The sequence below is a fragment of the Bacillus sp. ms-22 genome, from assembly GCF_009759805.1.
Classification (GTDB): domain Bacteria; phylum Bacillota; class Bacilli; order Bacillales; family Bacillaceae; genus Bacillus; species Bacillus xiamenensis.
The window spans coordinates 146,144-162,248 of record NZ_CP046653.1 but is presented as its reverse complement, the minus strand read 5'-3'; the positions used below and the strand labels follow the sequence as shown (position 1 = coordinate 162,248).

Annotated in this window: 13 protein-coding genes, 2 tRNA genes, 3 rRNA genes and 1 other RNA gene; 17 read left to right on the top strand and 2 right to left on the bottom strand. The window is 44.4% G+C overall.

What is annotated here, in order from left to right; all coding sequences use genetic code 11:
• Positions 1 to 31: 31 nt before the first annotated feature.
• Together GPA07_RS00950 and GPA07_RS00945 are read right to left on the bottom strand one after the other, a co-directional pair.
• Complete coding sequence (locus GPA07_RS00950) at positions 32 to 1,279, bottom strand: glycoside hydrolase family 18 protein (RefSeq protein WP_232532132.1); 1,248 nt, start codon at positions 1,277 to 1,279, stop codon at positions 32 to 34.
• Positions 1,280 to 1,378: 99 nt separating this feature from the next.
• The gene (locus GPA07_RS00945; protein WP_071168257.1) at positions 1,379 to 1,933 is read right to left on the bottom strand and encodes a cysteine hydrolase family protein; all 555 of its coding nucleotides are present in this window, start codon (positions 1,931 to 1,933) and stop codon (positions 1,379 to 1,381) included.
• A gap of 79 nt (positions 1,934 to 2,012) precedes the next feature.
• On the opposite strand from GPA07_RS00945, the gene tadA reads away from it, so the two are divergent.
• From tadA to tmk, 17 genes are all read left to right on the top strand, one after another.
• Positions 2,013 to 2,489 carry a tRNA adenosine(34) deaminase TadA gene (gene tadA, locus GPA07_RS00940; RefSeq protein ID WP_157291877.1) on the top strand — a complete coding sequence of 159 codons (477 nt, stop codon included), beginning with the start codon at positions 2,013 to 2,015 and terminating at the stop codon, positions 2,487 to 2,489.
• 76 nt (positions 2,490 to 2,565) lie between these two features.
• Positions 2,566 to 2,830: signal recognition particle sRNA large type (gene ffs, locus GPA07_RS00935), an RNA gene on the top strand.
• A 330-nt stretch (positions 2,831 to 3,160) separates the two neighbouring features.
• Positions 3,161 to 4,873, top strand: a complete 1,713-nt coding sequence (gene dnaX / locus GPA07_RS00930) for a DNA polymerase III subunit gamma/tau (RefSeq protein WP_157291876.1) — start codon at positions 3,161 to 3,163, stop codon at positions 4,871 to 4,873.
• A 25-nt stretch (positions 4,874 to 4,898) separates the two neighbouring features.
• On the top strand, positions 4,899 to 5,222 hold the full coding sequence (locus tag GPA07_RS00925; RefSeq protein ID WP_008342011.1) for a YbaB/EbfC family nucleoid-associated protein: 324 nt from the start codon (positions 4,899 to 4,901) through the stop codon (positions 5,220 to 5,222).
• Between the two features lie 15 nt (positions 5,223 to 5,237).
• Positions 5,238 to 5,834, top strand: coding sequence for a recombination protein RecR (gene recR / locus GPA07_RS00920; RefSeq protein WP_003218094.1), 597 nt, complete (start codon positions 5,238 to 5,240; stop codon positions 5,832 to 5,834).
• A gap of 18 nt (positions 5,835 to 5,852) precedes the next feature.
• Positions 5,853 to 6,077 (top strand): YaaL family protein, encoded by a 225-nt coding sequence (locus GPA07_RS00915; protein ID WP_008360288.1) that lies wholly within the window; start codon positions 5,853 to 5,855, stop codon positions 6,075 to 6,077.
• A 66-nt stretch (positions 6,078 to 6,143) separates the two neighbouring features.
• Positions 6,144 to 6,407, top strand: coding sequence for a pro-sigmaK processing inhibitor BofA family protein (locus tag GPA07_RS00910; RefSeq protein ID WP_008360286.1), 264 nt, complete (start codon positions 6,144 to 6,146; stop codon positions 6,405 to 6,407).
• A gap of 320 nt (positions 6,408 to 6,727) precedes the next feature.
• Positions 6,728 to 8,276, top strand: a 16S ribosomal RNA gene (locus GPA07_RS00905).
• 95 nt (positions 8,277 to 8,371) lie between these two features.
• A tRNA-Ile gene (locus GPA07_RS00900) sits at positions 8,372 to 8,448 on the top strand.
• Positions 8,449 to 8,461: 13 nt separating this feature from the next.
• Positions 8,462 to 8,537: transfer RNA gene (locus tag GPA07_RS00895), tRNA-Ala, on the top strand.
• Between the two features lie 98 nt (positions 8,538 to 8,635).
• A 23S ribosomal RNA gene (locus GPA07_RS00890) occupies positions 8,636 to 11,565 on the top strand.
• A 60-nt stretch (positions 11,566 to 11,625) separates the two neighbouring features.
• A 5S ribosomal RNA gene (gene rrf / locus GPA07_RS00885) occupies positions 11,626 to 11,741 on the top strand.
• The 16S, 23S and 5S rRNA genes sit together here with 2 tRNA genes alongside, the layout of an rRNA operon.
• Before the next feature lie 170 nt (positions 11,742 to 11,911).
• Complete coding sequence (locus tag GPA07_RS00880) at positions 11,912 to 12,103, top strand: sigma factor G inhibitor Gin (protein WP_008357486.1); 192 nt, start codon at positions 11,912 to 11,914, stop codon at positions 12,101 to 12,103.
• Between the two features lie 128 nt (positions 12,104 to 12,231).
• Positions 12,232 to 12,846: a 5-bromo-4-chloroindolyl phosphate hydrolysis family protein gene (locus tag GPA07_RS00875; protein ID WP_008357484.1), complete on the top strand. Its 615-nt coding sequence runs from the start codon at positions 12,232 to 12,234 to the stop codon at positions 12,844 to 12,846.
• Positions 12,847 to 12,866: 20 nt separating this feature from the next.
• On the top strand, positions 12,867 to 13,934 hold the full coding sequence (locus GPA07_RS00870; protein ID WP_157291875.1) for a toxic anion resistance protein: 1,068 nt from the start codon (positions 12,867 to 12,869) through the stop codon (positions 13,932 to 13,934).
• Between the two features lie 77 nt (positions 13,935 to 14,011).
• Complete coding sequence (locus GPA07_RS00865; RefSeq protein ID WP_157291874.1) at positions 14,012 to 15,421, top strand: aminotransferase class I/II-fold pyridoxal phosphate-dependent enzyme; 1,410 nt, start codon at positions 14,012 to 14,014, stop codon at positions 15,419 to 15,421.
• Positions 15,418 to 16,056, top strand: a complete 639-nt coding sequence (gene tmk / locus GPA07_RS00860; RefSeq protein WP_157291873.1) for a dTMP kinase — start codon at positions 15,418 to 15,420, stop codon at positions 16,054 to 16,056. Before GPA07_RS00865 ends, tmk begins: the two co-directional genes overlap by 4 nt.
• The last annotated feature ends 49 nt before the right edge of the window (positions 16,057 to 16,105 follow it).

The window sequence follows — 16,105 nt, the reverse complement described above, 5'->3', positions numbered from 1 at the left end:
CATACCCCTTCTGAGAGATAGAGCGAATGAATTACGTTGTCGTTCTTTTTTCAATATTAAATTGATCTGATAACAAGAGCCAGTTTTGTGGGAAAGATAGACCTAATTTCCAATAAGCTATCCCATTTAAGTTTAACTCTTTGATGAGATTAAACTTGGCTTGAATGGACCTTGCGTCTTCGAACCAAACCTCATGCTCTTTGTTGTTGGCATCGGTATAGCGGAAATAAGGTGCTTGTGCTGTTTCGTCGTATAGAATGGATACATTATTCTCTCTAGCAATTGCGATTGCTTGTTGAGGGCTGACAGCTTTGGCGATAGGGCCACCCTGAACATAAGGAAGAGTCCAATCATACCCATATAAATTCTGACCCATCACAATTTTATTGGCTGGGATGACAGTCAGTGCATATTCAATGACTTGACGGACAGGTCCAATCGGAGAAACGGCTTGTGCAGGCCCGCCGCTGTATCCCCACTCGTAGGTCATCAACACAACATGATCGACGATCTTACCGATCGCTTCATAGTCATGAGCCTCATACCACTTTCCCTTCTGTTCACTACTTGTTTTAGGGGCAAGTGCAACGGAAATGGTCCATCCCTGTTGGTGAAAACGAGTGGTTGCCTCTCTTAAAAATTGAAGATAGGCATCTTTATCAGCAGGACGTAAATATTCAAAGTCAAAATGGATTTCTTTTAATTGATACTTTTGAGCAACGCGGACGATTTCATTTAAAAATGTCGTTTTGACAGATTGGTTTGTTAAAAGAATTCGTCCAAGTTCATCACTAAATTTTTCATTCTCTAGATTTGTGACCACCATGGATAATACAGTTCTGTTTTGAGTGGCAATCTGAGGTAGTTGATCTAACGGCGGTTCTCGAAGTGTTCCGTCTCTTTGCGCTTGAAAACTAAAGGCGCCTAGGTGCGTTAAATATGGAGATGCCTCTCTGGCTGCTTGTTTTAAATTCTCGCTCACTTGATTTCCACGTGGTTCAATATAAGCATTAGAATTAATGTTTCTTTTCGGTCTTTGTGGAATATAAAGCAAGAAACGAATAGGCAGTATCGCTTCAGGTCGAATCCGATTCACTCGTGCCAATTCTTCCACTGAAATTTGAAATTTCTTCCCAATTTGATAAAGTGTGTCATTTTGTTTAACTTCGTAGAATTGACCTCTAATTGGAATTACAATTGTTTGTCCAACGACAAGTTGATTAGGTGTTTCGATGTCGTTGGTACGGATAATTTCATTTACTGTTGTTTTATAGCGCATGGCAATTTCATTTAAAGTATCTCCTCTTTTGACAACATAAATTTGAATAGTCAACGCCCCCTTTGTTATTGCTAACAATTTATGAGGGTGATGGATAAATCATGTTTGATTTTCATTCGTGATCTCTTTAGCAGTTGTGATATTTGCAAGAAGAACGTTCTCCATCATCGTTAAAGCGTACTCGTTATCTCTCTCATCGTTTGAAGCAATACAATCTTTAGGTACAATCATGTTATATTCTCGCATGTAAGCGTCATTTGCGGTGAACAGAACGCAAATGTTTCCAGCAATTCCAGTTAAAATAAGATCTTGAATACCTAGTTCATTTAGGAGTGTCTCTAGTGCTGTACCATAGAAGGCAGAGTGTTTAGGTTTTATTAAGAAGTAATCATCGTTTGATGGTGCCATTTGCTCTAAAATAGGGGCGCTTCTTTCGTTTTTACATGTTTGTATGACAGCTTGAATATCAGCCTTCCAGAGTCCGTAGTGATCGTTGATATAGATGATTGGCCAATTTTTCTTGAAAGCGTGCTGTTTAAGGGCTAAAATTTTATTGGTCATATGCTCTGTTTTTTCAGCGAGCACATGTCCCATGTCAAAATCAAAATTATTGATCATGTCGATAATAAGCAGCGCCTTTTGGTGCTTTGACAATATAAGACCCCCTTCAAAAGATTGTGGTAATATGTTAACCTCAATATCCTTTAAAAAAACATGAAAAGAGAGCTGTGCCATGACGAAAGATGAACAGTTTATGCAAGAAGCCATTTCTGAAGCTTTGAAAGCAGGACAAATAGGAGAAGTGCCAATCGGTGCCGTTATCGTTCTTGATGATCAAATTGTTAGCCGTGCTCACAATTTAAGGGAAAGTGAGCAGCGATCCATTGCCCATGCAGAATTACTTGCCATAGATGAAGCGTGTAAAACGATCGGAAGCTGGCGTCTAGAAGATGCTGTACTTTACGTTACGCTTGAACCATGCCCAATGTGTGCAGGCGCTATTGTACTTTCTAGAGTGAAAAAGGTCGTTTTTGGCGCATATGATCCTAAAGGTGGATGTGCAGGTACTTTAATGAATTTATTGGATGATGAGCGATTCAATCATCAGTCTGAAGTCGTTGGTGGTGTGCTTGAAAATCAATGTGGTGAGCTGTTAAGTCAGTTCTTTCGAGACCTCCGTCAGCGTAAGAAGCAGGCGAAAAGTAAATGAATGGATGTCGTTTGCAATTTCAGCAGTAAGAAGGTATACTTATGTCTGCGTCATTAACAATTTAATATTCATTTTGCCGTGCTAAGCGGGGAGGTAGCGGTGCCCTGTACTCGCAATCCGCTCTAGCGAGGCCGAATCCCTTCTCGAGGTTCGTTTACTTCAAGGTCTGCCTTAAATAAGTGGTGTTGACGTCTGGGTCCTGCGCAATGGGAATTCATGAACCATGTCAGGTCCGGAAGGAAGCAGCATTAAGTGAAATCTCTCATGTGCCGCAGGGTTGCCTGGGCCGAGCTAACTGTTTAAGTAACGCTTGGGGTAGCGAATCGACAGAAGGTGCACGGTAAATCAATATTAAATGTAACTCATCTAGTTTATCTAGGTGAGTTTTTTGTTGCTGTTGAAAGAATACATCTTTTGCTTTGTTTAAACAAATAGCGAAAAAGTCTTTTTTGAAGTGAGCTATTTTTTCAACAACCACAAAGAGAACTGGTGTTCTTGTTGGTCTGACGAGTCATGTCAGAAATTTGGAAAATACGTTTTTCATTCGAGAAAAGTAAAGAATCTTTACATGGAACGCCCTTTTTCGTTTATTAGAAAATAAAGGTGTACTTTTGAATTGATCGTTGCTTCATGTATAATGAAAATGATGATAAATGGAGGAGGGCGTATTTGTGAGTTATCAAGCTTTATACCGAGTGTTCAGACCTCAAGTTTTTGAGGATGTTGTTGGACAAGAACACATCACAAAAACGTTGCAAAATGCCCTTTTGCAGAAAAAGTTTTCTCATGCTTACTTATTTTCAGGTCCTAGAGGAACAGGTAAAACAAGTGCTGCCAAGATCTTTGCAAAGGCAGTGAACTGTGAAAAGTCACCTGTTAGTGAACCATGTAATGAATGTGATGCTTGTAGAGGAATTACAAACGGTTCGATTTCAGACGTGATTGAAATAGATGCTGCCTCGAATAATGGGGTAGATGAAATCCGAGATATACGTGATAAAGTGAAATTTGCTCCTTCAGCGGTTACATATAAGGTTTATATTATAGATGAGGTACATATGCTCTCTATTGGGGCATTTAATGCACTCCTTAAAACGCTAGAGGAACCGCCAGCTCATTGTATCTTTATTTTGGCTACCACAGAGCCTCATAAGATTCCTCTTACCATCATATCAAGGTGTCAGAGATTTGATTTCAAACGGATTACGACAAAAGATATTGTTGGAAGAATGGAGAAAATTGTAGATGCAGAAAGCCTAAATGTACAAGAGGGTTCACTCGAGATTATTGCTAGTGCAGCAGATGGTGGTATGCGTGATGCACTAAGCCTCTTGGATCAAGCGATTTCATTTAGTAGTGAACAGCTGACAATTGATGATGCACTACTCATTACAGGTGCTGTATCTCAGCATTTCATTAGTCAGCTTGCTGAAGCGATTTTCGAACAAAATATCGCGATAGCGTTAGATACATTAAATGAATTGCTTCAACAGGGGAAAGATGCTGCAAAATTAATAGAGGATATGATCTTTTACTTTAGAGATATGCTTCTTTATAAAACAGCACCAGACCTTGAAGGTGTCCTTGAAAAAGTCAAGGTCGACGAAAAGTTCGTTTCGCTTTCAGAACGTGTGACACCTCAGTTTCTTTATGAGACGATTGAAGTACTGAATAAGAGCCATCAAGAAATGAAATGGACAAATCATCCAAGAATTTTCTTTGAAGTTGCTGTTGTGAAGCTTTGCCAGTCAACGGCTGGTGCGACACCATCTTATGCTGATTCTGATTTAACAGCGTTAACGGATAAAATAGACAGACTGGAACAGGAGCTCTCTAGGCTAAGAGCTGAGGGTGTACCGATGTCTCAGGCTCAAAGCCCTCAAGAAAAAAGGGAAGCCCCTCGACCGCAAACGAGTAACAAAAATGGCTATCGTGCACCTGTCGGCCGCATTCATGAGATTTTAAAAGAAGCGAAGCGGCCGGAGCTAGAAAAAATAAAAGGCAAATGGGGAGAGCTTCTTGCCCAATTGAAACAGCAAAATAAGGTATCTCACGCTGCGCTATTAACAGACAGTGAACCTGTTGCGGCTGCATCTCATGCCTTTGTTTTAAAATTTAAGTTTGAAATACATTGTAAGATGGTGGCTGAAGATAAAAGTGGTGTTCGGACCAACCTTGAGCAACTGCTAGAATCTATGCTAGGAAAAAGAGTGGAATTAGTTGGCGTTCCTGACGCTCAATGGGGTAAAATAAGAGAAGAATTTTTAAGAGATCATCAGCCGGATGAACAGGCAGATGGTCAGGCCGCTTCTGCTGAAGAGGATCCATTAATTGCGGAAGCAAAGAAGTTAGTAGGAACCGATTTGATTGAAATTAAAGATTAACAAATTGAAAGAGAGTGGTGTTCATATGCGCGGTGGAATGGGAAATATGCAAAAAATGATGAAACAAATGCAAAAAATGCAAAAGGATATGGCTAAGGCTCAAGAAGAGCTTGCAGAAAAAGTCCTTGAAGGTACGGCAGGTGGCGGTATGGTCACTGTAAAAGTGAATGGACAAAAAGAAGTCGTGGATGTAGCAATTAATGAAGAAGTTGTTGATCCTGAAGACATCGATATGCTTCAAGACCTTGTGCTTGCAGCGACAAATGATGCATTGAAAAAAGTTGATGAGCTAACAAATGAAACAATGGGTCAATTCACAAAAGGAATGAACATGCCAGGTTTATTCTAGGAGGAATAACTGAAAATGCAATATCCTGAACCAATATCAAAGCTGATTGATAGCTTTATGAAATTGCCAGGAATCGGACCTAAAACCGCGGTCCGTCTGGCTTTTTTTGTTCTTAGTATGCAGGAAGATGTCGTACTAGATTTTGCGAAGGCGCTTGTAAATGCAAAGCGTAATTTAACTTATTGTTCTGTTTGCGGCCATATCACTGATCAGGATCCTTGCTATATTTGTGAAGATACAAGAAGAGATCAATCGGTTATCTGTGTAGTACAGGATCCAAAAGATGTGATTGCAATGGAAAAAATGAAAGAATACAACGGCTTATATCATGTGCTTCATGGTGCCATTTCACCAATGGACGGGATTGGACCAGAGGATATTAAAATCCCTGATCTATTAAAAAGATTGCAAGACGATCAAGTAACAGAGGTCATTCTTGCAACCAACCCAAACATTGAAGGAGAAGCGACAGCCATGTATATCTCTAGATTGTTGAAACCATCAGGAATTAAACTCTCTCGTATTGCTCACGGACTCCCAGTAGGTGGAGATTTAGAGTATGCGGATGAAGTCACACTTTCTAAGGCTCTAGAAGGCAGACGTGAGATGTAGGAAGGAGAAGTACGGTACATGGGTTTTCTTCGCAGAAAATCAATTCGAAAAGAATTCGATGAGAAATTAATTCAACAGCTTTTTAAGCAAAAGGAAGAATGGAACAGACAAAAAAAGCTTGTCGCAAACAGCGTTGAGCCTTCACCGGACATTCTATTCGAATTAAAGCTTGCTCAAGCAAAGTACTTTTTCTATCTTAGAGAAGCGAAAAAGAGGAATATACGTTTAAACAACTGGAGATAGCAGGTCTATTTTACATAGTCCTCTCATATGCTTGTACTATTCATATGAAGAGGAGATGAGAGGATTATGGAACCTGTTATTGTGATTGGTTCAATTCTGCTAGCTGTATTATTGTTGTTTATGTCAGGTGTTCAAGCGAATCCATTCAAATGGTTAGGACTTATCGGAGTTAAATTTGTAGCAGGTGCTCTTTTTTTATTTTGCCTCAATTTATTCGGTGAGAGCTTAGGGCTTCATGTCTCCATTAATCCTGTAACGAGCGGAATTAGTGGTTTATTGGGCGTTCCAGGCGTAGCGGCTTTAGTCGTAATTGAAAAGTTTATTATTTAATGCGAAATATTGTTGACTTTGATTATATATGGTGGTAAATTAATATACGTCGCTGATGACGAAGAAACAAAAAAACATAATAACAAAAAAAGTTGTTGACACTAACAATTTGGAGATGTTAAGATGTTCTAGTCGCTTCTGAAGCGGTAAACAAGTTCTTTGAAAACTAAACAAGACAAAACGTACCTGTTAATTCGAGTTTTAATAAAAAAATCCTATGAAACATCATAGGTAGTCAGTCAAACTGACGAGGCAGGAAATGATCACATGCTAAGTTCGCTACATCGTGTAGCAACGCATGTGTGATATGCATCCTGCATACCTCGGAGAGTTTGATCCTGGCTCAGGACGAACGCTGGCGGCGTGCCTAATACATGCAAGTCGAGCGGACAGAAGGGAGCTTGCTCCCGGATGTTAGCGGCGGACGGGTGAGTAACACGTGGGTAACCTGCCTGTAAGACTGGGATAACTCCGGGAAACCGGAGCTAATACCGGATAGTTCCTTGAACCGCATGGTTCAAGGATGAAAGACGGTTTCGGCTGTCACTTACAGATGGACCCGCGGCGCATTAGCTAGTTGGTGAGGTAACGGCTCACCAAGGCGACGATGCGTAGCCGACCTGAGAGGGTGATCGGCCACACTGGGACTGAGACACGGCCCAGACTCCTACGGGAGGCAGCAGTAGGGAATCTTCCGCAATGGACGAAAGTCTGACGGAGCAACGCCGCGTGAGTGATGAAGGTTTTCGGATCGTAAAGCTCTGTTGTTAGGGAAGAACAAGTGCAAGAGTAACTGCTTGCACCATGACGGTACCTAACCAGAAAGCCACGGCTAACTACGTGCCAGCAGCCGCGGTAATACGTAGGTGGCAAGCGTTGTCCGGAATTATTGGGCGTAAAGGGCTCGCAGGCGGTTTCTTAAGTCTGATGTGAAAGCCCCCGGCTCAACCGGGGAGGGTCATTGGAAACTGGGAAACTTGAGTGCAGAAGAGGAGAGTGGAATTCCACGTGTAGCGGTGAAATGCGTAGAGATGTGGAGGAACACCAGTGGCGAAGGCGACTCTCTGGTCTGTAACTGACGCTGAGGAGCGAAAGCGTGGGGAGCGAACAGGATTAGATACCCTGGTAGTCCACGCCGTAAACGATGAGTGCTAAGTGTTAGGGGGTTTCCGCCCCTTAGTGCTGCAGCTAACGCATTAAGCACTCCGCCTGGGGAGTACGGTCGCAAGACTGAAACTCAAAGGAATTGACGGGGGCCCGCACAAGCGGTGGAGCATGTGGTTTAATTCGAAGCAACGCGAAGAACCTTACCAGGTCTTGACATCCTCTGACAACCCTAGAGATAGGGCTTTCCCTTCGGGGACAGAGTGACAGGTGGTGCATGGTTGTCGTCAGCTCGTGTCGTGAGATGTTGGGTTAAGTCCCGCAACGAGCGCAACCCTTGATCTTAGTTGCCAGCATTCAGTTGGGCACTCTAAGGTGACTGCCGGTGACAAACCGGAGGAAGGTGGGGATGACGTCAAATCATCATGCCCCTTATGACCTGGGCTACACACGTGCTACAATGGACAGAACAAAGGGCTGCGAGACCGCAAGGTTTAGCCAATCCCACAAATCTGTTCTCAGTTCGGATCGCAGTCTGCAACTCGACTGCGTGAAGCTGGAATCGCTAGTAATCGCGGATCAGCATGCCGCGGTGAATACGTTCCCGGGCCTTGTACACACCGCCCGTCACACCACGAGAGTTTGCAACACCCGAAGTCGGTGAGGTAACCTTTATGGAGCCAGCCGCCGAAGGTGGGGCAGATGATTGGGGTGAAGTCGTAACAAGGTAGCCGTATCGGAAGGTGCGGCTGGATCACCTCCTTTCTAAGGATATATGGAGCAGTGTGCGTTTTGGTCTTGTTTAGTTTTGAAGGAACTTGGAAAAGATCCTACAACATCATATCTTCGATATGAAAGATGGGCCTGTAGCTCAGCTGGTTAGAGCGCACGCCTGATAAGCGTGAGGTCGGTGGTTCGAGTCCACTCAGGCCCACCATCTTCTATAAATCGGGGCCTTAGCTCAGCTGGGAGAGCGCCTGCCTTGCACGCAGGAGGTCAGCGGTTCGATCCCGCTAGGCTCCACCAACGTGTTCTTTGAAAACTAGATAACAATAAGTAATACATTCACATTGAATGCAATGCAAAGTTCATCACACATAGTGATTCTTTCTAAAGTAAGAAATGGTTAAGTTAGAAAGGGCGCACGGTGGATGCCTTGGCACTAGGAGCCGATGAAGGACGGGACGAACACCGATATGCTTCGGGAGCTGTAAGCAAGCTTTGATCCGGAGATTTCCGAATGGGGAAACCCACTGCTCGTAATGGAGTAGTATCCATACTTGAATACATAGAGTATGAGAAGGCATACCCGGGGAACTGAAACATCTAAGTACCCGGAGGAAGAGAAAGCAAATGCGATTCCCTGAGTAGCGGCGAGCGAAACGGGAACAGCCCAAACCAAGAGGCTTGCCTCTTGGGGTTGTAGGACACTCTATACGGAGTTACAAAGGAATGATATAAGCGAAGAGGTCTGGAAAGGCCCGCCAGAGAAGGTAACAGCCCTGTAACTGAAATGTCATTCTCTCCAGAGTGGATCCTGAGTACGGCGGAACACGTGAAATTCCGTCGGAATCCGGGAGGACCATCTCCCAAGGCTAAATACTCCCTAGTGACCGATAGTGAACCAGTACCGTGAGGGAAAGGTGAAAAGCACCCCGGAAGGGGAGTGAAATAGATCCTGAAACCGTGTGCCTACAAGTAGTCAGAGCCCGTTAACGGGTGATGGCGTGCCTTTTGTAGAATGAACCGGCGAGTTACGATCCCGTGCAAGGTTAAGCAGAAGATGCGGAGCCGCAGCGAAAGCGAGTCTGAATAGGGCGCATGAGTACGTGGTCGTAGACCCGAAACCAGGTGATCTACCCATGTCCAGGGTGAAGTTCAGGTAACACTGAATGGAGGCCCGAACCCACGCACGTTGAAAAGTGCGGGGATGAGGTGTGGGTAGGGGTGAAATGCCAATCGAACCTGGAGATAGCTGGTTCTCTCCGAAATAGCTTTAGGGCTAGCCTCAAGGTAAGAGTCTCGGAGGTAGAGCACTGATTGGACTAGGGGCCCCTACCGGGTTACCGAATTCAGTCAAACTCCGAATGCCGATGACTTATCCTTGGGAGTCAGACTGCGAGTGATAAGATCCGTAGTCGAAAGGGAAACAGCCCAGACCGCCAGCTAAGGTCCCAAAGTATACGTTAAGTGGAAAAGGATGTGGAGTTGCTTAGACAACCAGGATGTTGGCTTAGAAGCAGCCACCATTTAAAGAGTGCGTAATAGCTCACTGGTCGAGTGACTCTGCGCCGAAAATGTACCGGGGCTAAACGTATCACCGAAGCTGCGGACTGTTCTTACGAACAGTGGTAGGAGAGCGTTCTAAGGGCTGTGAAGCCAGACCGGAAGGACTGGTGGAGCGCTTAGAAGTGAGAATGCCGGTATGAGTAGCGAAAGACGGGTGAGAATCCCGTCCACCGAATGCCTAAGGTTTCCTGAGGAAGGCTCGTCCGCTCAGGGTTAGTCGGGACCTAAGCCGAGGCCGAAAGGCGTAGGCGATGGACAACAGGTTGATATTCCTGTACCACCTCCTCACCATTTGAGCAATGGGGGGACGCAGGAGGATAGGGTAAGCGCGGTAATGGATATCCGCGTCCAAGCAGTTAGGCTGGGAAATAGGCAAATCCGTTTCCCGTGAAGGCTGAGCTGTGATGGCGAGCGAAATTTAGTAGCGAAGTTCCTGATTCCACACTGCCAAGAAAAGCCTCTAGCGAGGTGAGAGGTGCCCGTACCGCAAACCGACACAGGTAGGCGAGGAGAGAATCCTAAGGTGATCGAGAGAACTCTCGTTAAGGAACTCGGCAAAATGACCCCGTAACTTCGGGAGAAGGGGTGCTTCTTAGGGTATTAAAGCCCCGAGAAGCCGCAGTGAATAGGCCCAGGCGACTGTTTAGCAAAAACACAGGTCTCTGCGAAGCCGTAAGGCGAAGTATAGGGGCTGACGCCTGCCCGGTGCTGGAAGGTTAAGAGGAGCGCTTAGCGTAAGCGAAGGTGCGAATTGAAGCCCCAGTAAACGGCGGCCGTAACTATAACGGTCCTAAGGTAGCGAAATTCCTTGTCGGGTAAGTTCCGACCCGCACGAAAGGCGCAACGATCTGGGCACTGTCTCAACGAGAGACTCGGTGAAATTATAGTACCTGTGAAGATGCAGGTTACCCGCGACAGGACGGAAAGACCCCGTGGAGCTTTACTGCAGCCTGATATTGAATGTTGGTACAGCTTGTACAGGATAGGTAGGAGCCTTGGAAACCGGAGCGCTAGCTTCGGTGGAGGCATCGGTGGGATACTACCCTGGCTGTATTGACCTTCTAACCCGCTGCCCTTATCGGGCAGGGAGACAGTGTCAGGTGGGCAGTTTGACTGGGGCGGTCGCCTCCTAAAATGTAACGGAGGCGCCCAAAGGTTCCCTCAGAATGGTTGGAAATCATTCGCAGAGTGTAAAGGCACAAGGGAGCTTGACTGCGAGACCTACAAGTCGAGCAGGGACGAAAGTCGGGCTTAGTGATCCGGTGGTTCCGCATGGAAGGGCCATCGCTCAACGGATAAAAGCTACCCCGGGGATAACAGGCTTATCTCCCCCAAGAGTCCACATCGACGGGGAGGTTTGGCACCTCGATGTCGGCTCATCGCATCCTGGGGCTGTAGTCGGTCCCAAGGGTTGGGCTGTTCGCCCATTAAAGCGGTACGCGAGCTGGGTTCAGAACGTCGTGAGACAGTTCGGTCCCTATCCGTCGCGGGCGCAGGAAATTTGAGAGGAGCTGTCCTTAGTACGAGAGGACCGGGATGGACGCACCGCTGGTGTACCAGTTGTTCTGCCAAGGGCATCGCTGGGTAGCTATGTGCGGACGGGATAAGTGCTGAAAGCATCTAAGCATGAAGCCCCCCTCAAGATGAGATTTCCCATTCCGCAAGGAAGTAAGATCCCTGAAAGATGATCAGGTTGATAGGTCTGAGGTGGAAGCGTGGTGACACGTGGAGCTGACAGATACTAATAGATCGAGGACTTAACCTATATTTAATGTGAAGCATGAACATTGTTATCTAGTTTTGAGAGAACATTCTCTCCATCAGGTTTGGTGGCGATAGCGAAGAGGTCACACCCGTTCCCATACCGAACACGGAAGTTAAGCTCTTCAGCGCCGATGGTAGTTGGGGGTTTCCCCCTGTGAGAGTAGGACGCCGCCAAGCTTTTCTAAGGATCAGTTCCATTTGGAACTGGTCTTTTTTGTGTTTTAAAAAAGGAACAAACACTCGATCTGGTATGGATACATATACTAAACTACCATCTAAAACATTCTTAATTTTGTATACAATTGAAAGCGCTAGGGCATACTGAAGCTATAAGTGGAGGTGTCACAATGAGCAAAAAAGAGCGAGAAGCGATTTGTTTGATTTGTGAAGAGAAAAAAACAAAGGGAATTTATTTATATCATCAGTTTTTGTGCCAAGATTGTGAGCGAAAGTTAATTTCTACATCGACCTCGGATCCTAGCTATGCCGACTATGTAAGAAAGCTTAAAAATCTTCATACACCGCCTTTGTATTCATAGACCATTAGATGGTCTTTTTTTATGACCTATGGAGGATGGGGCCTGTTTTTTGGAACTTAGTTTGGACATCAACCGTAATAAATAATAAGATAAACAGAGAGCCTGATTATTCATAGGAGTCGATGAACATGAAATCAATTTTTTATACATTTATATGGGCCGTTCTCTCTACTTTTTTTTCGCTGGTGATTTTAACTGTCAGTATTGCGGTTTTCCATCACCATGTTGGATTGTCGATACTGTATGCGATGATTGGGTGGGGTGTGATGTTTGCAGGGAGTCGATGGGCTGCCTTCCAGTTATTTTTGAAGAAACATGGATTGTCTCGCAGTGATTATGTATATATTAAACAGCACTTGAAAGAAGCAGGGCAAAAGCTGGTTCGTTTGAAGAAAGCTTTATTTGCTGTGAAGAACGTACAGACGATCAAACATAATTATGAAATCCTTCGGCTTGCGCGCCGCATTTATACGATAACCAAAAAGGAGCCGAACCGATTTTATGATGCTCAGCGATTTTATTTCGAAAGTTTGGATTCTGTTGTTGAATTAACTGAAAAATATGCACTGCTGTATAATCAGCCTAATCGCAGTCATGAGCTTGAAATGACACTAAGCCAGACTCGAGTCACACTGACCGAGCTGCAAAAACAATTGACGAATGATTTACAGCAAATTTTAGGAAGAGACATAGAAGCACTTCATATCGAACTTGAAGTGGCCGATAAAATGATCAAAAAATAGATGAAAGGAGTCAAACTCAGATGAAACCAGAAGATCCAGTCACACCACCATCACCATCTACTACAGATCTTCAGTTTCGGGTGTTTGATACCTTATCTGATGAGGAAAAACAGGAGGCTTTACAGCGTGCTGAAAAGATTCCTGATCATCCACAAAAACTGCTTTTCTATGGCACACGTGTGCAGGAACGATTATTAGAACAATCAAAGCAAATGATGCAATATGTTGAGAAAAAAGATATTGATCAAATAGGAGACATTCTTGAGGCTTTTTTACAGCAGCTGCATTTAGTGGAACCAGAGGATTTGCTGCCAAAGAAACGGGGCTTTTTTTTAAGGCTGTTTCAGCGAGAAAGACGTTCTACACAGGAGATCATTTCTCGATTTAAACAAGCCGAAGCACAGATAGAGAGATTGTCAGCGAGACTCCGATACGCAAGGGGCGTATTGATTTCCGACCATAAGTTATTAGAGCGTTTATTTGAAGAAAATCAATCATATTTTCAAGAGATGACGTTACAGGTTGCAGCAGTTGAAGCAAAATTGGCACTTTTAGAGCAGCAGCAGGCCCTATCAGGAACGAAACGGTCAAATGATCGGACATTAGAGGAGCAATTGATGAGTCAGGAAGTCAATGAGGAAGAATATATGGAGAGATTGAAAGAAAGGAAGTATGATTTGCTGTTAAGCCGTCAAATTGCTCTGCAATGTAATGCTCAAATTCGAATGATACAGCATACAAACCATACATTAGCCAACCATATTCAATCAACTGTCTCCGCATCGATTCCTTTATGGATCAACCAAATGTCGATTGCGTTTACTCATATTCAGCAGCGAGCCAATTCAGCGCTTGAGCAGCGTATTCAGCAAACGTATGAAAAGGTCTCCAAGCAGCAAGGACAGCTTCTTGAAGACGCCTCATTAACGCCGATAGATGCGCTGAAAAAGGTTCAACTCCAATTAGCCGAAACATTACAGGAAACGTTACAGGTGAAAGAACATGGAAGCCAAGAGCGAGCTCAATTAAAAAATAGCATGTACGAGGCAGAGCAGAAGCTGGTGAATCATAAACCAATAAAGGAATGAGAATCCACCTTTCAGTTCACTTGTTTGAACGTTATAATAGACATAAGATATCGTTTAAGTGAAAAGGGTCGATTTGTTTGAAAACACCTTTATATACAGCATTATCACAACATGCGGAAAAGAAGCCCTATTCTTTTCACGTTCCAGGACATCACAATGGAGATGTCTTTTTTGATGAGGCACGGTCCTACTATGCATCCATTCTTCAGCTGGATGTAACGGAGCTTGAAGGTCTAGATGACCTCCATCACCCGACTGGTGTGATAGAAGATGCAGAGGACTTGTTGGCAAAGTTATATGGGGCAAAACAAAGTTTTTTCCTTGTGAATGGTACAACAGTTGGAAATTTGGCGATGGTGATGGCGGCATGCCGTACTGGAGACGAGATTTTTGTTCAGCGAAATTGTCATAAGTCTGTTTTCCATGCGATTGAGCTTGCAGGAGCAACGCCTATTATAGTAGAAACTGAGAGCGATCCATACTTGCACGTCCCAACCCATGTTACTGACAAAACAGTCGAAAAAGCCATTGCGCAACATCCTAACTGCCGAGTAATCGTTTTGACGTATCCGAACTACTACGGACATGCAGCTGATTTATCAAAGCTGATTCAAATGTGTCATGAAGCGGGCATCCTTGTTTTGGTTGATGAGGCGCATGGCGCGCATTTTGTATTAGGCGGTGCCTTTCCTCCATCTGCCCTTTCCTACGGAGCAGACGTGGTGGTACAATCAGCACATAAAACCCTGCCTGCGATGACGATGGGTTCTTATCTCCATCTTCAAGGAGATCGGATCGATGCGAAGCGTATGAAGACATTGTTAACGATGCTTCAAAGCAGTTCTCCATCTTATCCAATTATGGCCTCGTTAGATCTGGCGAGAGCTTATGTGGAGGAGATCAAGGGAAAAGGGAATGTGGACGGAATCATAAGAGGGCTGACAAGGCTGAAAGAACAGTTTAACAGGATACCTAGTCTCGAAGTGGTCGAGTCTGACTCGTTATCTACTGATCCATTAAAATGCGTCATTCGTTCAACAAAAGGGCTGACAGGCTATGAACTAAAAAAGGTGCTTGAATCGGTGGATGTTCATCCAGAGCTTGCGGATGAACATCAAGTCTTACTCGTTTTTGGTCTAGGACAGACAAAGGATATTCCTTTTACAACCATAAAGCGGGCTCTTCAGCAAAGTGATTTATTGCTTGAAAAAAAAGAGCAGCTTCAAAAGGGATCGGCCTTAATAGACGACGATCAGCAAAAGCAAGGTGTAGAAGTCGTTCCTTTCGAAAAAGCAGCAGGCCGGATCAGTGCAGAATCGGTCATTCCTTATCCGCCTGGCATTCCTTTGATGATTAAGGGAGAACCGATTGAATCAAATCAAATTGCGACGTTAAGCCGTTTGCTAGGGCATCAAGTTCATGTGCAAGCAAGTCAGGTGATTCACCAAAGAAAATTATATGTTTATATAGAAGAGGAGACACTATGAGCGGTATGTTTATTACGTTTGAAGGGCCGGAGGGTGCTGGAAAAACGACAGTGATTCGAAAAGTATACGAAGAAATGGAACGCCAAGGATATGCAGTGATGGCAACACGTGAGCCGGGCGGTATTGACATTGCAGAGCAGATTCGTGAAGTCATTTTAAATGAAAACAATACAAAAATGGACGCAAAAACAGAGGCATTGCTTTATGCAGCAGCCAGAAGGCAGCATTTGGCTGAGAAAGTAGAACCGGCATTGCAGCGCGGGGACACTGTCTTATGTGATCGTTTTGTAGACAGCTCCCTTGCTTATCAAGGCTATGCGAGAGGGCTTGGAATTGAAGAAGTCAAATCAATTAACGAGTTTGCCATTAATGGCACGATGCCGCAAATGACCATTTACTTTTCCATTACACCGGAGGAAGGTCTAAAGCGAATTAACGCCAATCAAGGAAGAGAAAAAAATCGATTAGATTTGGAGACGCTGAATTTCCACCAGCGGGTCAGAGAAGGTTATGAATTGCTCATTGCGCAATCACCAGAACGATTCCGTGTAGTAGATGCGTCTCTGCCGATACAGGATGTCTTTGAAGAAGTCCTTCAGTTGATTCAGGACACATTAAAGAAAAATCAAATATGACCTGATTCCCAATCGTTGTTATAATATAGAGGAAGACATCGGCATGTCA

What these genes read in the sequence shown, in the direction of transcription:
- GPA07_RS00950 (WP_232532132.1), bottom strand. Translation starts at nt 1,279, where the DNA reads ATGCGCTATAAAACAACAGTAAATGAAATTATCCGTACCAACGACATC.
- tadA (WP_157291877.1), top strand. Translation starts at nt 2,013, where the DNA reads ATGACGAAAGATGAACAGTTTATGCAAGAAGCCATTTCTGAAGCTTTG.
- GPA07_RS00925 (WP_008342011.1), top strand. Translation starts at nt 4,899, where the DNA reads ATGCGCGGTGGAATGGGAAATATGCAAAAAATGATGAAACAAATGCAA.
- recR (WP_003218094.1), top strand. Translation starts at nt 5,238, where the DNA reads ATGCAATATCCTGAACCAATATCAAAGCTGATTGATAGCTTTATGAAA.
- GPA07_RS00915 (WP_008360288.1), top strand. Translation starts at nt 5,853, where the DNA reads ATGGGTTTTCTTCGCAGAAAATCAATTCGAAAAGAATTCGATGAGAAA.
- GPA07_RS00910 (WP_008360286.1), top strand. Translation starts at nt 6,144, where the DNA reads ATGGAACCTGTTATTGTGATTGGTTCAATTCTGCTAGCTGTATTATTG.
- GPA07_RS00880 (WP_008357486.1), top strand. Translation starts at nt 11,912, where the DNA reads ATGAGCAAAAAAGAGCGAGAAGCGATTTGTTTGATTTGTGAAGAGAAA.
- GPA07_RS00875 (WP_008357484.1), top strand. Translation starts at nt 12,232, where the DNA reads ATGAAATCAATTTTTTATACATTTATATGGGCCGTTCTCTCTACTTTT.
- GPA07_RS00870 (WP_157291875.1), top strand. Translation starts at nt 12,867, where the DNA reads ATGAAACCAGAAGATCCAGTCACACCACCATCACCATCTACTACAGAT.
- tmk (WP_157291873.1), top strand. Translation starts at nt 15,418, where the DNA reads ATGAGCGGTATGTTTATTACGTTTGAAGGGCCGGAGGGTGCTGGAAAA.